This is a genomic window from Paraburkholderia sp. FW306-2-2C-D06C, from assembly GCF_058781505.1.
Map to the genome: position 1 here is coordinate 36,488 of NZ_JBYSWU010000059.1, position 16,539 is coordinate 53,026.

13 protein-coding genes, 1 tRNA gene and 6 pseudogenes are annotated in these 16,539 nt (G+C 58.7%); 5 read left to right on the top strand and 15 right to left on the bottom strand.

Annotation, left to right across the window (positions count from 1 at the left end):
- The first annotated feature begins 20 nt into the window (after positions 1-20).
- From AC3WLT_RS31400 to AC3WLT_RS31410, 3 genes are all read left to right on the top strand, one after another.
- Positions 21-380, top strand: coding sequence for a DUF4212 domain-containing protein (locus tag AC3WLT_RS31400; RefSeq protein ID WP_492595532.1), 360 nt, complete (start codon positions 21-23; stop codon positions 378-380).
- Positions 380-2,398 (top strand): sodium:solute symporter family protein, encoded by a 2,019-nt coding sequence (locus tag AC3WLT_RS31405; protein WP_492595533.1) that lies wholly within the window; start codon positions 380-382, stop codon positions 2,396-2,398. Before AC3WLT_RS31400 ends, AC3WLT_RS31405 begins: the two co-directional genes overlap by 1 nt.
- A 60-nt stretch (positions 2,399-2,458) precedes the next feature.
- Positions 2,459-2,549 (top strand) — tRNA-Ser (locus AC3WLT_RS31410).
- Positions 2,550-2,623: 74 nt separating this feature from the next.
- On the opposite strand, the gene AC3WLT_RS31415 is transcribed toward AC3WLT_RS31410, so the two are convergent.
- From AC3WLT_RS31415 to AC3WLT_RS31450, 8 genes are all read right to left on the bottom strand, one after another.
- Entirely contained in the window at positions 2,624-3,673 is a 1,050-nt protein-coding gene (locus AC3WLT_RS31415) for a tyrosine-type recombinase/integrase (RefSeq protein ID WP_492595534.1), read from the bottom strand.
- The gene (locus tag AC3WLT_RS31420; protein WP_492595535.1) at positions 3,673-3,930 is read right to left on the bottom strand and encodes a DUF4224 domain-containing protein; all 258 of its coding nucleotides are present in this window, start codon (positions 3,928-3,930) and stop codon (positions 3,673-3,675) included. Before AC3WLT_RS31420 ends, AC3WLT_RS31415 begins: the two co-directional genes overlap by 1 nt.
- On the bottom strand, positions 3,927-4,880 hold the full coding sequence (locus AC3WLT_RS31425) for a hypothetical protein (protein WP_492595536.1): 954 nt from the start codon (positions 4,878-4,880) through the stop codon (positions 3,927-3,929). Before AC3WLT_RS31425 ends, AC3WLT_RS31420 begins: the two co-directional genes overlap by 4 nt.
- Positions 4,873-5,799 (bottom strand): site-specific integrase, encoded by a 927-nt coding sequence (locus AC3WLT_RS31430; RefSeq protein WP_492595537.1) that lies wholly within the window; start codon positions 5,797-5,799, stop codon positions 4,873-4,875. Before AC3WLT_RS31430 ends, AC3WLT_RS31425 begins: the two co-directional genes overlap by 8 nt.
- Positions 5,796-6,020 carry a hypothetical protein gene (locus AC3WLT_RS31435; protein WP_492595538.1) on the bottom strand — a complete coding sequence of 75 codons (225 nt, stop codon included), beginning with the start codon at positions 6,018-6,020 and terminating at the stop codon, positions 5,796-5,798. The genes AC3WLT_RS31430 and AC3WLT_RS31435 overlap by 4 nt, the downstream gene beginning before the upstream one ends.
- A 684-nt stretch (positions 6,021-6,704) precedes the next feature.
- The gene (locus AC3WLT_RS31440; RefSeq protein WP_492595539.1) at positions 6,705-7,010 is read right to left on the bottom strand and encodes a hypothetical protein; all 306 of its coding nucleotides are present in this window, start codon (positions 7,008-7,010) and stop codon (positions 6,705-6,707) included.
- 237 nt (positions 7,011-7,247) lie between these two features.
- Positions 7,248-8,024 carry a ParM/StbA family protein gene (locus tag AC3WLT_RS31445; RefSeq protein WP_492595540.1) on the bottom strand — a complete coding sequence of 259 codons (777 nt, stop codon included), beginning with the start codon at positions 8,022-8,024 and terminating at the stop codon, positions 7,248-7,250.
- Positions 8,025-10,309: 2,285 nt separating this feature from the next.
- Positions 10,310-12,847: a helicase associated domain-containing protein gene (locus AC3WLT_RS31450; RefSeq protein ID WP_492595541.1), complete on the bottom strand. Its 2,538-nt coding sequence runs from the start codon at positions 12,845-12,847 to the stop codon at positions 10,310-10,312.
- Positions 12,848-13,200: 353 nt separating this feature from the next.
- Here AC3WLT_RS31450 and AC3WLT_RS31455 point away from each other — a divergent pair.
- A pseudogene (locus tag AC3WLT_RS31455) lies at positions 13,201-13,455 on the top strand (IS66 family transposase); the annotation flags it as partial.
- Here the strand turns inward: AC3WLT_RS31455 and AC3WLT_RS31460 are convergent.
- From AC3WLT_RS31460 to AC3WLT_RS31480, 5 genes and pseudogenes are all read right to left on the bottom strand, one after another.
- Positions 13,452-13,730 (bottom strand): annotated as a pseudogene (locus AC3WLT_RS31460) (transposase); the annotation flags it as partial. The pseudogenes AC3WLT_RS31455 and AC3WLT_RS31460 sit on opposite strands and share 4 nt — an antisense overlap.
- Positions 13,727-13,864, bottom strand: a pseudogene (locus tag AC3WLT_RS31465) (phage integrase N-terminal SAM-like domain-containing protein); the annotation flags it as partial. The pseudogenes AC3WLT_RS31465 and AC3WLT_RS31460, both read right to left, overlap by 4 nt.
- Before the next feature lie 249 nt (positions 13,865-14,113).
- Positions 14,114-14,293, bottom strand: a pseudogene (locus AC3WLT_RS31470) (IS6 family transposase); the annotation flags it as partial.
- Positions 14,221-14,577 (bottom strand): AarF/UbiB family protein, encoded by a 357-nt coding sequence (locus AC3WLT_RS31475; RefSeq protein ID WP_492595542.1) that lies wholly within the window; start codon positions 14,575-14,577, stop codon positions 14,221-14,223. The pseudogene AC3WLT_RS31470 and the gene AC3WLT_RS31475, both read right to left, overlap by 73 nt.
- Positions 14,570-15,355 carry an ABC1 kinase family protein gene (locus tag AC3WLT_RS31480; RefSeq protein ID WP_492595543.1) on the bottom strand — a complete coding sequence of 262 codons (786 nt, stop codon included), beginning with the start codon at positions 15,353-15,355 and terminating at the stop codon, positions 14,570-14,572. The genes AC3WLT_RS31475 and AC3WLT_RS31480 overlap by 8 nt, the downstream gene beginning before the upstream one ends.
- Positions 15,356-15,688: 333 nt before the next feature.
- Here AC3WLT_RS31480 and AC3WLT_RS31485 point away from each other — a divergent pair.
- Positions 15,689-15,820 (top strand): annotated as a pseudogene (locus tag AC3WLT_RS31485) (IS5/IS1182 family transposase); the annotation flags it as partial.
- Between the two features lie 8 nt (positions 15,821-15,828).
- Here AC3WLT_RS31485 and AC3WLT_RS31490 read toward each other — a convergent pair.
- Positions 15,829-16,120: pseudogene (locus tag AC3WLT_RS31490) on the bottom strand (ankyrin repeat domain-containing protein); the annotation flags it as partial.
- Between the two features lie 94 nt (positions 16,121-16,214).
- A complete protein-coding gene (locus tag AC3WLT_RS31495; RefSeq protein ID WP_492595544.1) occupies positions 16,215-16,340 on the bottom strand; it encodes a hypothetical protein in 126 nt (41 codons plus the stop codon).
- Positions 16,341-16,539: the final 199 nt, after the last annotated feature.

Consider the following 16,539-nt stretch of genomic DNA (forward strand, 5'->3'; position numbering starts at 1 on the left):
GCTTTTTGGTACATAGGCGCATGGCCGCGCCGCATCACTCCTCTCACGCTACGCTCAATCCAGCGCCCGAACCGCCAGCGGTCTCGGCAGCGATGGCGCGCGCACATCAGAAGTACTGGCGCTTCAATATCACGCTGATCGTGACGTTGATGACCTTGGGCTTCGTCGTGTCGTTCGTCGTGCCGCTGGTGGCGCCGGCGTTGGCGCAGGTGCGCATCGGCGGCTTCAGATTGCCGTTCTACTTCGGCGCGCAAGGGGCGATTCTCGTGTATGTGGCGTTGATCGTCGTCTATATCGTGCTGATGCAGCGCGCCGACCGACAGTTGCAACGCGCTCTCGATACCGACGCCGGCGCGGATTCCAGCGCGCGCGGAAACTGATGAAGCTCACGCATCGGCTGATCCGCTCGTACGCGCTCTATACGCTTGGCTTCCTGCTATTCATCTATGTGATGTGGCGCATCGAGCGCACCAGGGGTCCCGGCGTGTGGATCGGCTATGTATTCCTGTTCGTGCCGATCGCGGTGTATGCGGTGATCGGCTTGCTGTCGCGCACGTCCGATCTGGTCGAATACTACGTCGCGGGGCGGCGCGTGCCGTCCGCCTTCAACGGCATGGCGACCGCCGCCGACTGGCTGTCCGCGGCCTCCTTCATCGGCCTCGCCGGGTCGATCTATGCGACGGGATATGACGGTCTCGCGTACGTGATGGGCTGGACCGGCGGCTACTGCCTCGTCGCGTTTCTGCTTGCGCCTTACGTGCGCAAGCTCGCGCGCTACACGATTCCCGATTTTCTCGGCACCCGGTTTTCGAGCAACGCCGTGCGTGGGCTCGCGGCGTTGGCGGCGATCCTGTGCTCGTTCGTTTATCTGGTCGCGCAGATTCAGGGCGTCGGTCTGATTGCGACACGTTTTATCGGCGTCGATTTCGCCGTCGGCATTTTCTGCGGACTGGCTGGCATTCTGGTGTGCTCGTTTCTGGGCGGCATGCGGGCCGTGACGTGGACCCAGGTCGCGCAATACATCATCCTGATCGCGGCGATTCTGATTCCGGTGTCGATGATCGCGCATAAGGACGGCCTCGGCTGGGTGCCGCAGTTCAACTACGGCCGCCTGATGGAGCGCGTGGAAGGATTGGAGAAGCAGGTGCGCGACGCGCCTCTCGAGCAAACCGTACGCGACGACTATCGGCGGCGCGCAGCGCTGATGCAGACGCGCCTCGATACGTTGCCGCAGTCGTTCGTCGACGAGAAGCAGCGGCTCACACAGGAAGTGGCGGACTTGCGGCGCCACAACGGTCCGCTGCGCGAGATCAAGGAGCGCGAGCGGGCGCTCGAACAGTTTCCACACGATGCCGCCGCCGCGCAGATCGTCTGGACCCAGCGCCGCGACGAGATGCTGATGCGTGCCGCCGCGCCGGTGCCGATGCATGAACCGTTTCCCGCGACGAGCGATGAGGACCGGCGCACCCATGAGCGCAATTTTCTGTCGCTGCTGTTATGTCTGTCGCTCGGCACGGCGAGTCTGCCGCATATCCTCACGCGCTACAACACGACGACCTCGGTGGCTTCCGCGAGGCGCTCGGTCGGCTGGACGCTGTTCTTCGTCGCGCTGTTTTATCTGACGGTGCCGGTGCTCGCCGTGCTGATCAAGTACGAGATGCTGAGCAATCTGGTCGGTCATCACTTCGCCGATTTGCCGCAATGGCTGACGCAATGGCGCAAGGTCGAACCGAGTCTGATCAGCCTTGCCGATACGAACGGCGACGGCATTGTGCGCTGGAGCGAGATCCAGATGCAGCCGGACATGGTGGTGCTGGCCGCGCCGGAGATCGCGGGGCTGCCGTATGTGATGTCCGGGCTGATCGCGGCGGGCGCGCTGGCCGCGGCGCTTTCGACCGCGGATGGTCTGCTGCTGACGATCGCCAATGCGTTATCGCACGACGTCTACTATCACATGGTCGATCCGTCGGCATCGAGCCAGCGTCGCGTGACGATCTCGAAGATTCTGCTGCTGGGGGTGGCGCTGTTCGCGTCATATGTGGCGTCGCTGAATACGGGGAATATTCTGTTTCTGGTGGGCGCGGCGTTTTCGCTGGCGGCGTCGAGTCTGTTTCCAGTGCTGGTGCTGGGCGTGTTCTGGAAGCGCACCACGCGCCTTGGCGCCGTAGCGGGGATGGTGGCGGGGCTGGTGGTGTGCATTTACTACATCGTGTCGACGTATCCGTTCTTCACGCAGATGACGGGCTTCGCGGGCGCGCGGTGGTTCGGAATCGAGCCGATCAGCTCGGGCGTGTTTGGCGTGCCGGCCGGGTTTCTGGTGGCGATCGGCGCGAGTTTGATCGACCGGAAACCGGATGCTTATACGCGGGCGCTGGTGGACTACATCCGGCATCCGTAAGGGGTTTTGCAGGCGGGTGTGGCGCAAGGCCCGAAGTTTGCTATAATTCGGCTCCCCGCCGGAGAGATGGATGAGCGGTTTAAGTCGCACGCCTGGAAAGCGTGTATAGGTTAATAACCTATCCGGGGTTCGAATCCCCGTCTCTCCGCCACCCGCCACATAAGGTGTTCGGACGTTTCTCGTTCCTCCGTTGTGCCATAGAATCGGACCTGTGCCATAGAATTCTCAGCGCAGGGGCTTGACACGTTCCGGTTTCCGTCGATAGACCCTTTCCGTGACTTTGCCGTCGGCGTGAGCCAAGAGGGCCCGTGCGTGCTCGAGCGTCTCCGCGTCGCTGGCGCATTTGGCGCGCAGGTCGTGCTCCGTAAAGTGCTCCTTTACCTTTGTTTCGGTGAGGACACGATCCATGAAGTTGCGCCACATCGTGTCCCAGCCACCTGCGCGTCCTGCATCGTTGAAATAGCATTCCCCCTTGCGGTTGCAGAATAGCCATGGAGAGAGGAGGACCGGACGAACTGATTTCGCTGCGGCGACTGCGGCGCGCAACTCCTCAGTCCATTCGATGATAAGGCGCTTTCCGGTTGAGCCTTCGGTCTTGCCTGGTGTTAAATGAATGCCGTCAGCCCTCAAATTCGACATTGCCAGACGAAGCAAGTCTCCTCGTCGCATCCCTGTCAGCAACTTGATGCGCATGTATGCCTGGATCGCGAGCACACTGCCTGAGTTGCGTCGTGACTGCAGAGAAAGACATTCAACGATCTCCCAATCTTCGACATATCGTGTTCGCGCCTTTTCTCCGCTTAGCCGGACCTCGCCTTTAAATGGGTGCCGGTCAAGGTATCCCCACTCCACGGCTTTTGTATAAGCGTGAGACAGCACTTCGACCTCGCGCCTTGCCGCGGTTTTTGCCGAACGCTTATCTATGTATTGGTAAACGTGGCGCGGCTTAATGGATGCGAGTGGCATACCGCCAAGAACGGCGCGTAACCGTTTGATTGCGACAGCATTGTGCGCTTGGGTCGTGATCTCCTTTTTAGGCACGACCTCGAGTGCATAGCGCTCTAGCAAGTTACCGACCGTCTTCGCATCGTCGATTGCTCCGAGACGATCGGCCCATACCCTGTAGGCTTCTGGAAGAGTCTTGCCTAGCCGAAATTGTTTCTTTCCGTCCCAGGCATCCTCAAGTCCGACTGGCACCCGGTAGTAGTAGGCTCCGTGAATACTGCGCCAACGCGGCGGCAGTCCTCGGTTTTCAGGGTTCCTCTTCTTAGGCATTATGCTGCGCTCCAATTCGGCGTAGGTTCAACGGCGGTTCTGCGTTCGGCTGTGGCGCCAAATAGCAGCTCCACGTGCCGTCGCAGCACTACGATATGGCCGTCAGGGCGGATCCGATGCTGGATGCCCATTGCGCGAAGTGCCTGCGCCTGACTACCCCGCTGACGACGTCCAGTTAGGTACGTCAGTTCCTCTCGTGTCAGGAACATGAGATTGGTCGCTTGCTGCGACTCCGTGATCGTCAGTCGCTCGCTCATTGTTCCTCCAGTCGCCAATCTTTCGGTACGAAGGCAGGCGATTTGCCCGGTGCCTGAGCGGCCACGTTGGAGGCCGACGGGACACGGGCTTTCTGCGCGTCGTGTGCAGCTTGGGTCTTGGATCGCAGCGAAGCCAGGACCTCAGTGCGCCGATGTTCCAGCAGAATGCGACCCGGAGGACGAACCAGCGCGACGGTAGGTGACCCTCGCAGCGCAATCAGATCGGCTACGGTGAGTTGGTACACAGGCGGAACCAAGTCGAACCTCCCGCAGCTGCGCAACATCGCAACTGCGGAAGATGCTGCCTGTTTCAGTTGAGCCTGAAGACGCTGCAAGCGGTTCGGCTCGACAGGGTAGAGACCTTGCTCGACGGTCGTCGTGGACGCTTTGGCAAGAAGCTCTCCGAGCAGATCTTTCAGCGGGGCCGACGCAAAACCGTACACAACGTCGACGGCTTCGAGCTGAAGCCGGGCCTTGCTGAGATCGAAGGACTTCCAGGGGCAATTGTCACGTGTGATCTCCAGTTCCAGACCGAATTTCCAGACTAGCCGGAACATCCGGACCGCCAGATCCACGCAAGTTGTCCGCTTGCCCAATTTGTACCAAGTGAGAAACTCGTCCTCAGCGCGGATCGCCACCAGGGGCGGGTCACCGCACTCGGAGAAAAACTCCCGAAGAATGGTCAGTTCGCGCGTCCGGCGCGCACTAGCGTACGCGCTACTCAGAGGCAGTGAACATTTGACGAAGGCGCTGAGCAATCCGAGTGCTGTAGTGGGCATAACCATCCTCGCTTGCGCATGTTGCTCCGCGACCCACCGCGAACATGCGATATGACGGTCCTTGCCCAAGACGAGTTTCTCTCCACCGGGACGAACCATATAAAAGGTGGATGTGCCATCCCGATTTCGACGTGCGCGCATGCCGGTCGGATGCCTTTCTTTTTTAGGCATGTGCTTTCCTCCGCGGCGTGTATGCGAGCGAGATCTCGGGACGGAGATGCCCCAGTTCCTGAGAGACGATTTCCAAACAGTCCAGAGGATCGAGTCCCAAGGAGATGAGCACTTCAAGACGACGTTGGGCGTACGCATGACGCAAGCCGTGGAGTCCAAGCGAAAAGCCAAGCGCGAGCTTACTCACGGACGAAAAGGATTCGGAAAGGCTGTGTCCTCCGCCTAAGTCGAAGACGCGTGTTCGATGCACGTTCCGATCAATTACGGCAACGGGCGCTTCGAGCCGGCGCAACTGCAACTGCTCATGCAATTCGAGCGGAATCCAGACGCTCCGGGCCAATCCGCCCTTGCCGGTCGTCCGATAGATGACGCCCGCAGGCATTCCTAAGAACAGATCGCTTCGCCATGGGCGGTCCGACTCCGGAGCAAGTTCGTGTGCCTCTCTCAGCTCGATCAGATCTGTTGCACGCAATCCTGCGTGGAATGCGATGCGCGCGCCCAGGGAGTTGTGTGGCTCCTGACGGGATGCGACCTGCTCCATCTCTTCGTGCGTGTATGCCCGTCCGTCGGTGAACGTGGGAATTTCTGCGTCAAAATTCGGCAGTATCACGCAGAACACGAGACTTAGCGCCTGCCTGTGCTGGTCCATTGTCTTTTGGCGCCAACGCACACATTCCTCTAGCAGGTACTCTTCCAGCTCGGCGCGGGTGACGGGCGCGTTAATACTTGTTCCGCTGGCGATGCGCCACGTCAGAAACTCGCGGATACATTGCTCAAAGTTGCGCGCTGTGCCGACTGAGAAAATTACGTGGTTGGCCAGATCGCTGAGCGCGGACTTTTTCTGTCCAAGTGCGATCACAGACGAAACAAGCGCTCGGGCCAAACCCTGAACCGAGGGCGTTTTTTTTGTTCGGTTCACTTCGTCTTCTCCCACGCGAAGTTGATTCCGAGCTCTTTCAGGAATCGGTGGATCGTCGACTTGTGTGCCTTGACGCCGAAACGCTGGTCAATTTTCTTTGAGAGCTGTTGAAGGGAATAGGCATGCTTGTCGATCGCTCTTAGTCGCGCCACGGTCTGACGGCGCAGGTATGCGACGATTTTGGGGCGATCAAGCTTCGAATGTTTGTTACGTGTGCGCATCACAAATCCTCCGAAAGGGAATCTCGCATCCGTCAGCTCGGATGCAACCCGCGCAGCAAAACGCTGCCGTCGTTCGCACGGGGAGCGACGGGTCAAAAAGCTTTGCGGGTTGATGCGGAGCGGCCGGGACCAGGGGCCGCCACGGTGGCGTCAATGCCGTTTCGGAGGAAATGCAGCGAGCTCGTCGAAAGATCGACGAATCTCAGATATTGTGTGTGCTTTTCGGGGGAAAGAAGTTGCGAGGACCGGATGGCATATCAGGCTTACGGCAGGCCAGGCGCCACGGATTGACGCAGACGCGAACGGAGGCGCCAATGCCCCACTGCTTAGATGCGGGCGGTCAGTCGGACCGGATTTTCAGTCGGACTGCGCATGCTTTTTCTCGCGAACGAGCAAAGAGTGCACGTTTCAGAATCGCAGGTAGCCCTGCTTGAATGGCGAGCAATTCCAAGTTGGAACTGTTCGACTGGGGTGCCCCGAAGGGCTCATGCCGGATGGGCGGCGTGTAGACATTTTATAGAGACATCTGGCCAACGTAAAGTATCTGTTCTCGTGTTGTGTTCGTGCAATAAAAAGGATAACGAAATAGTCGATTGAAGGGTCGCTGAATCCGCCCCCACAACAACCTATGGAAGCAGGGATCTATCACGCGGCCGAACGCCTATGTTCGTTTTCGGCATGGTCCTAATCGCCTTCGACTCGCGAAGGCATGAAGTCAGAAAGAGCATTGGCAAAGAAGATATCCCCCAAGTCGGTAATTACGGTGGGCTGCGGCGGTAGTGGGGTGTCACTGGTATCAATGGCCGGTTGCGAACCTATCCCACTGCCATTTCCTCCGTTCACTCCCATCTTTTCTAGCATGCGTCCAAGATTGGCATATTGAACAAGCAAGCGCGAACGCCGCCGGGGGGATGTCTCGCGTGCGAGGACTTCGGCAATATGGGAATCTTCTACTTCGTGAACCGTAAACCGACCTTTCAGCAGTTTCATCGCTTCCCCTTAAATGTGGCCTCGCCCGCCATCAAAAACCCGATCGCATTAGCGAATCGGGGCTGCTCGAGCAGCTTGATTTCGCAACCGAGCGCCTCGCGAAGAGCCGGCACGTAGTAATGTGCTGCGCCTCCAGTAGCGAAAACAGTCAAATCCTCTTGTGTCTTAATAGTGGTCATAACCGACCTGGCTATTGGAATCGTGACGTGCAACGCTGCGCTGAGAAACGGCTGAAGGTCAATCTCTTCGCCCCCCATGTATGAGGGCCTTGCCGGTCACAATCGCCCGATCGATCCGGTCCAAATTGCTAAACCGTCCCTTGTATTTCCGCTGCAACAGTGTCGCGATCTCTCTCAACACGATTGCCGCTCCACCTTGCAAACCGCCGCACCGTGCCCGATCAACCTTAAAACTAGATGAGGACACGAAAGTATCGGTGGTATTCCACCCTGAATCGACGATGCAGCACGACGTATCACCGTAAAATGCATTCGGGTTTGTCGAGCGCAAATATACATAGGCTCCGAGCGGTTGAGGCAAAACGGAAACATTGCGGATAGTGAAGATCCCGTGCCGTCCAAAATCATGGTTGCCACGGAATTTCTCGATTAGGACTTGTGCCCACATTTGATACGTCGGGAGAGGAAGCCCCAGTACCAATTCGTCGACGTGCCTTTGCCCACACCGAATAAGGGCGGACACCACCAGAGCAACGTATTCGTCCGTATTAGGGAAATCATCAGTCTCGGTGCGGATGATGCTCGAAGCGACAACCTCGCGGTCGGAGGTGTCCACCAGATACTTTGCGCCATTGACTTCGATTTCCAGATCGGCCTCACGTGCACCAACGTCCTCCATAGTGGACTCAAAGGCAATTCCGGCGGCACGGCGAGCGATCGACGGCATACTTCCTGTAGTGATTCCGTCGTGCATGAAAGCAAATTTGGTAAAGGAGTACCCGACATCGATGCCTACGGCAATCGGTCGCTTTGTGAAACTGGGTTCGTTAAACATGCGTTCTCCCGGTAGGGTGGGTTAAATGTGTTAGCGAGTCTCTGATTCGATCTACGCTCGGCTTAGGTCGTTTGTTCGTCTGCCACCACTAATACTTCGTGTTTCAGGCAGCCATGTTGCAGGCGCTCGCGCGCGATGCAAGTCGTGTGATAGTGGCAACCAACTGTGATGCGATGCTGCTTGGTCCCGCCGGACCACTCGGTGGAGTCTGTAGGGTCCTGCGCTGTTATGAAAGATGATCGGCTCCAGGCCGTGCGTGCCCCCGCAGGGACGCGGCTTGCCGCCATGCTGCTTTTTCTGGAACGGTCTGCATGCGCGGCCTGCGTGCGAGGACTGTAATGCTTGAGAATTTCGGGAGATTCATTTGGCGCGCCGCGCGACGGCAACGCGTGTGAGGACCGGAACCCGCGGGCGCGGCGGTCGAATTTGCGGGTGCCAAAGAGGCAGGTGCGGGTAAGCCGCTCCGGTTGGATGGGCGCGCGGCATGGCTGCGGCGCGCCGAACTTCACTTTGGAATGCTCGCTTTTGAGGGGTACCGCAGGCGCTGCACGAGTCGGTCTTGGCTCGGCCGCAAGTCAAAGCGCGTCCGGCTGGGTGATCGCACGTTGTGCACCGGCTAGCACGTCGTTGTGACGAGCTATCGGACAACTTGCGTCCAAGTCCTCGGACGTTGCTAACTTGATGTGAGCACGCAAGGGTGCTCATCCAATGGGGGTGTCAATCAATTGATCGACGTCATGCCGCAGTGGCGGCGGATATTTCAAGCCAGAGCATAAGAGAAGTCGCTCGGCTTTGCAAGTGCCGTCCGCAAAGGAATATCAACTAGTTAGGGTTGCTGACGACAATCGGGTCGAGTGAGTCGGTTCTCAGCGATCAGTGAGGCGGTCAGATAGGGTAGTCAGACAACTTCGCAGGCAGCCTAACTGAGATCGCGATTGTTGCGTCTAAGGGCTCTTGTCGTTCGTTGGTCGGAGTATCTAAACGCTTGCGGGGCGTGAGGTTGGAGGGATGCTCGCCCTGTCGATCGTCCCTGACACAGCCGTGTTTCTAGAGCAATGCGATCAAGGGGGGTATTACTGAACTTCGCTTCTCGTTACGCCAGTTGAGGTAGGTCGATACCTGAGTTGTGTTTTGAAGGCGATCATAGGTGGCGCACAAGTGGCACTTAGCGGCGCTGGAAAGCGCGAAACTTGACTTTCACTAGAGCAAAGTGGCGTTCAAGTGGCGCTTTGTTAGCGCGATGGACGCCGTCGTGCTGCGGAGAAGGTATAGCCCTTTGGAGACTTGTTGCAAGCCTGCCTTGTGCGGTCAGATTCAACTCGTAGCTAGCAGGGGAGACCCGAAACGGCATGGACAGGCTTCGTGCGCGTTTTCTCTCGTACTGTCTCCCCTCGATCAAGGGATCGAGGGCGTTCGATTCTGTCCTCGATTTTCCGCGTCGACTAGATCGTTGCATATAAGCTAGGCAGTGGTACACAACGGACGGCCATGAAAGCCTTGTCCGGAAAGGGTTTCCGACAATCCAGGCACATCGACAATCGCCCTGACACAGCCGTATTCATTGCAACTTTCGACACTCGTTCATTCATCGGTTCCCTTCGCTGGTCGATCGCTGTTGGACGGCAAAATGGTCTGCGTTGACTCTGATGTGGGAGATGCTGCACTCGGTCATGGTGAGCCAGGAGTCCGGGCACGTGTACGCGAATGTCATCGCTGCGTTAACACCCGCTATCACGGCATTCGCGTGGGGGGCCGTGCCACGGCGACACGGGTGGGGCGCAGGGCGCAGTTTTGTGCGTAGGTCCAACTCAACCGGTCGATGCCCGCAGATTTTCATCTTTATCCGCAGGGAGTGTGTTGCGCCACCGTGATTGCCCTACGGGTCACCGGTTCAGACACAGGGCTCGACAGACTGGCGGTATGACTGCTGATGATAGACGGGCGGCCCCAATCCTGCCCTTCCCGGCAACATTCAAACGCTGCCAATGCAGCTTGCATCGAATGTGACGAAATCTGGCTTCGTATGTCTCGTCGGAAGGCTCGCCAGCACGCCCGACAATGATTGTTCAGTCAATCGGATATCGGTCACATGGCGCTCAAAACAGGTACTCCGGCGCCCGACGGGCGCGGTGATATCGACACAGCCGTTGCGCAACTCGTATGAGGCATACGGAGTTCCACGTGCATGATGCGGCGCTCTCGGTCCAGGTCGAAGCTGACGCGCGGGCAAGTCCTCCCGACGCACAGCCGGGAAGGTGGGACTATGCGTTACGCCGGTTGCGCTGTCATTCAAGGCGAACGCCAAGCGCCTGGAGGCGCGAAACCCGCTCCGGGTTCAGCCGACCCTGCCCGAAACGAATTCTCTGCGCGATCAGCCATTTGCCGAGTGGCGTGCCATCCACAGCAACGAACCTCCGTGGGAGGTTTGGATCGTCTCCCGTCTCCTGAACGTGGCTTTCGAGTACCCGGATTGTCATTTCAAACCTCGCGTCGCCGGGGTTCATCTGAACACCCAGGGCCACCAGACACGCGAGTCGGTCCGGACTCAGCTTTTCCTTCCTGTACGAGGATCGCTGGGCCTGGACCCATTGCCAGAGTCGAAAACCACTCGGCGTTACATGTCTGCGTGGCACATTCACGTTACCTGTTTCGGCCTTGAAGGTCTCGAGTTCGCGTAACCCCTGTTGCCAGTCGCTCTTGTGAGCACGCAGGTTCCGCAGAAAATTCACATGGCCCTGTGCCTGCACGAGGGCCGTAGTTACGCTAAATGATTTTTCCCAGTCGTCGATGCGAGGCTCCATCTGAACACGCAGGGCCACCAGACACGCGAGTCGGTCCGGACTAAGCTTTTTCTTCCTGTGCCGGGATCGCTGGTTATCGACCCATTGCCGGAGTCGAAAGCCACTCGGCGTCACATGTCTGCTAGGTACATTCACGTGACCTGTTTCGGCCTTGAAGTTCTCGAGTTCGCGTAACCCCCGTCGCCAGTTGCTCTTGTGAAGACTCTCGACGAACCCAATTGCAGTTAGACGTGCAAGGCGTTCGGAGTTTAGCTTTTCCCGGCTCAACTTAATGCGCTGAGTGCGGACCCAAACGCCAAGACGAAAGCCACTGTCCGTCACATAATCCAGATGTACGCGACCATGCCCATTCTCAAGCCAGTACTGCTGATACGCCCTGAAGCCGGCTTCCCACGCATCTGTCCTGGAATGCGGAACCACTCCCAGCGTCATCAGCCGTTCAAGGCGATCGGCCTGCAACCAACCCCGTCTGGCTCTAGTGCGCTGGTACTCGAGCCACATTCCGAGAGCAGAGTGGCGCGACAGACCTTTGAGACCATGCTCCCGATGGTAATCCTTCAACTGCTGAAACATCTCATTCCACCGTCTGTCCAGGTCAGCAGCGCTATTCCTGCTGAAAACCCGAACCTCGATGGCGGCGCGCAAACGCCGGACGATTTCCGGCGGCGCGAACAGCTTGATCTTCGACATGATGGCATCGGTGTTATCACGCCCGCCAGCATCGCCTCGACTCAAGGTAAGCGTCTGGGCAACAGCATCATCGATCGCGGCCATCGCATGGATCGCGTCGAGTGCATGGGCAAACCCAGCGCCGGCGATCGCAGTCTCTGGATCTGGTCCAGCCTGGTCCAGGTACATGGGAACGAAGATGTAGCCGATTTCCTTTCCGGTTTCCGGACTCAGCCTCAAGACACGGCCGCACATCTGCGCGACATTGATCGGATTTCTGTGCGTCGCCATGAGAGCGACGAGGTCGACCTCGGGTACGTCGATTCCTTCAGCAAGGCAATTTACGTTTGTTGCGATTCCCCGCTGCGCATGACGAAACGCGTCGAGGGCCGCGTCGCGCTCTTTCATCGACATGGTCCCGTTGACGTGAAATCCCGGGATCGGCTCACCTGTATGCGCGGAGGGGATAGCGTCAGACAGTGCGGCGAATGCACCTGCGGTCCTGACGCGATCATGGAACGTGATGGCCTTCCGGGCTCCGACTTCCGCCATCGCTTTCTGCAGTGCGATGAGCGCAGCGAGCTCCGGCGTATTGGCGCCGGCGTTACCATCTAGCGACAGTTTCCCGCGTTCAAGCCAGTGACTATCAACGCCAAAGCGCCGATTGACGCAGGCAAGGATGATCTGGTAGTCGCAGACCAGACCCTGGCGAATCGCTTCACGCAGCGTCAGGCGATAGACGACGCGCCCATAGACGGACTCATCGTCCATCGAATAAATCGCCTCGTTATCGTCCCCATCTGCACGAACGAGCCGCGGTGTCGCCGTCATGAAGAGGCGCTTGGCAATCGGGATCCCGACATCGTCCAGAGCCAGCGAAAACTCCTTTTCCGCCAGCCCGGTTGTGCAGTGTGCTTCATCGAATACGCCAAGGTTAAAAGCGAACCCTGCGGGCAGTGCCTGTGCAAGGACGGCGGCTGACTGGTAGGTCGAGAAGACGACGAGCCCTCGCCGGGCTGCGCGAATGACATCGCGTGCGACGTCCACGCTGGTCGTAACCGGGCAGTCAAAGGCCGATAGGGCGACAGGTATCTCTTCGGTGTCGTCGGGCACCACGGTCGGGTCCGAGCAGACGCAAAGCGCATTGGCAACCCGTACTGGATGCTGGCGCAACCACGTCTGGATCGTCTGCGACAGCAGACCGAGGGTCGGTGTGAGCACAAGCGTGAACCGCGCGCCCATGCGGGCATCAATCTCTGGCTCAAGCAACGTCTTGCCAGTGCCGCATGCCTTGACGACGGTAGCGCGATCAGCGGTCCTGAATTCAGCACAGACCGCGTCGATCGCTTCCAACTGGTGGGCGCTTGCCTTACCCTGGCTCAGAACGGGACTGAGGCGAAGTCAGGCGATATCGGGTGCGTCGCCGGCAGCGCGGGACGCGAACACGCCCAGACGCCCGCAGGCTCCAACCGCGGGCGCCGCGCCAGTCTCACGCTGAGACGGAATTCACCGGTCCGGCCTTTGATTTGTATAGAGAAAAGACGATCGGGTTTACGCAAAACAGCCGTAGGGCTGCGTAAATCCGTTCGGAAATGGGTGCGACGCGCTCAGCCAGATCCGATCGTCCATGCCAGATGGACAACGACCGGACTGCTCAGGCCGCGCGCCGCCTAGACCGGCTTGCGGAAAAGGTCCCCAAAGCCGTGGCTGCACAGCCCGTGATCAGCCTGATGCGCGACGCGCTACTTGAGGCAGAGGTGATCCACTGCGACGGGACAACTATCCAGGTCCTGAAAGAGAAAGGGCGTCGCCCGCAGACGAAGAGTTACCGGTGGGCGCAGATGACCGGTTCGGGTATCCCGACACGATGCTTCACTTATACATCCGGACGCGGCGATAAACGGGCCGACAAACTGTTCGCCGGCATCCGCGATGGTGCAGTCCTGATGACCGACGGGTATGCATCGGTGAGCGCTTCAAGGAAGCGGCGCCGGAACAGGCGCGAGAGCACCCGCACCGGCAGGAAGAAGCCGGGCCGGCAGGCGATCCAGCGCTCGCCGTCGAGCGACAGCCCACCGCCCGGGACGATGCCGTGCACGTGCGGATGATGCGTGAGCGCTGAGCCCCAGGTGTGCAGGACAAATGTGGCACCGATGTGGGCGCCGAGGTGCCTGGGATCGGCGGCGATCGTGCGCAGCGTGTGGGCGGCGATGTCGAACAGCAGCCCGTAGATGACGTGCCGTGATTGACCAGATGCAGCTGGTGGCCGCGCAGGTCCTCGACGGTGGCAGTATCAGGCGAACGCCCAAGGTATCGGGAGAACTCGCGCACGATGCGCAGATAGTTGGCTTGCGTCCTGGGAGAAAGCTGGCAAAATCATCCCTAGCAACTTCATACTTGATCCGCGAGTAGCGTAAATGCATCTCTATGATGCGAACAACTTCCCGCCCTCGTGCCCAGCGTCGACTATCGAGGCGACTGACTCGGCAGGCATGCACTCATTTGCGGGCAACTATTCGCTAGCACATGGCTGCAACCATAGCTCCGGTCTTTATAACTATTTATGGCATTGTCAACTTACCGAAGGAGGGATGGCACGACGGCAGCTGCGACGACTGGTCAGAAGGTAGTCGACGGATTTTGGGCGAGTTCGGCGAATTCGCGCCATGCAACGAACCGGGCTTCGAGTTGTTTGCGATAAAGTGAGGCGCGTATCACGTGCCGCTTCAGTGCGAAGTGTTGCCGGATTGGCCCGAAGCACGCGAGAAATTTTTGAGTGCGTTTTGGGTCGCGAAAGCCGCAGCAATGCCCATGTCGAAGTAGGCATCCACAATCCACGGAACGTCTGCGGAACCGACGGCGAGGATGAGTTGTCCGAGCGACTCCTGATCGTGCGCAGATAGCCGTCCCATGATGCCGAAATCATGGAAGCACAATCGGCCATCGGCACGGACAAACACGTTGCCGGGGTGCGGATCGCCATGGAAGAAACCGTGCTCGAACACCTGCTTCAGGAACGACGCCATCAGATTTGCGGCAAGCCGTTTCCGATCCGCCGGGTCAGCGTCTGTCTGCTCAGCCATCTTGTGCCCCCAGGCTTCGCTCCATCGTCAGCACACGCGGACTGGTGAAGTCGCAGTAGATGCGGGGCACAAACACACCGGGATCGTCCTGCAAATCCTCTCTCAGATGGTCGCCATTGCGTCCTTCGGTTCGATAGTCCAGCTCTTCCGTGATGATCTGGGCGAACTCCTCGACGAGATCCAGTGGTCCGAACCGGCGGCTCTCGGGCACATATCGTTCCAGCCGCCGTGCCAGAAAGCGCAGGACGTTCAGATCAGCCTGAATAATCGGCTCGATACCCGGGCGCTGCACCTTGACGACGACACTGGTGCCGTCGAAGAGGCGGGCAGCGTGAACCTGACCGATCGACGCGGCAGCAAGAGGCGAATCGTCAAATTCGAGAAATAGTTCGTGAACCGGCCGACCTAGCTCGCGCTCGACAATGGCACGCGCTTGTGCACCGGAAAATGGCGCGACGTCATCCTGAAGTTTCTGTAACTCCTCGATGTAAATCTCCGGGAGCATGTCGCGCCGCAGACACAGGAGTTGACCAAACTTGACGAATGCAGGCCCAAGCCGTTCGAGCGTTTCCCGAAATTGCTTCGCATCATCATCGCTGGTGTGCCCCGCCTGTGAAGCGATGCCCGACACGTTCCGCCTGAGGTGCAGCCGCTGCACGTAATGCGCCCAACCTGCTTCGATGAAGGCGCGCATGATGTGGGCGAGCCGCGGCAACTCCGGGGAGCCCAGTCCACCGCTTCCCTCATTGGGGAGACTCGAATGCGTCACAGAGCTCATCAGGTTTCTCCGCGCTTGCGCTTGCACATCGGTGTGAGGAGCGCGTCTTCCCACAGACGCGCGGCGTCGGGATAAGTTGTCGTTTACATCGTTCATTTGATTTGCAGACTCCCCCAACGCACTACGCCTGCGCGTCACACATTCCAACAATACGACTACAGGCTAGTGGGTTCGGCCATCACCGGCTTGATGTGGGTCAAGCTTAAAGGGCAATTGAGGTGGACAATTCCGAAGCATGCCCGATTGCCCGATCGCAGCAGGCTGCGCAACGCGCGGAAATTTTGCCGCTATGGGTTGTCGCCTGGCGCCATAGCAGAGCGCGAATTCGGGCAAGCATGGCTCCACAACTTTCGTCGTCTTCGCATTCGCTTTGAGCGTCGCGCCGACATTCACGAAGCATTCCTCAAACTCGGTTGCTCCCTCGTCTGCTGGAACATCTTCAGGCATACGGAGCAGTCATTTTGAAACGGTCTCTTAAAAGCAGCTCCAGCAATGGGCGTCTGCCCATGATCATTGCGCAGGTTCGGATCGGCGCCACGCTCCAGCAGCACCCGCACTGCATCCACGTGTCCGTGATAATTCGCCAGCATCACAAGACTGTCGCCCTTGTTTGCGCAAATTCGGTGGTACGCCGTTCTCAATCACCGAAGCGAGCATCACGGCATCACCGCGTCGTGCGAGCTCAAAGACTTCATGCGCCAGCTCGAGCAAATCCTGATCGAGCTGCGGCTTGGAGGGCGAGGAAGAATCAGCGTGGTCCGTCAATGGAAACTCCTTGCAATGAATCAGGCCGTCTCGGCGGCACCGGGAACATCGGTCAGAATGCACATGTCGCGCTGCCAACGCCCGCAGCGGCGCGCTACAGCTTGCCGAGCAGCATCACCAGCAATCCGAACACGCCGATCGTAACGGTGACGCCCGCGCACAACACGACGAGCGAGAGAACCAGAATCAGGGGCGCTTTGAGGCGGCTGGGTGTCGACATGATGGCCGTTCAGGTAAGAGGCGAGCAGTGCAGGACGCGCCAGATGCGGATCGCCGTCGCGCACATAGCCTAAACAGCTTAAACGTATTCACGATAACGTGCGCTTGAAGTCATGCGCGAAACTAGTGTTCTGAGTTAGAAATTCATTGAAAGATGTCAATCCCGTACTAAAGTGTCTTGTATGGCACTTGATACGGGA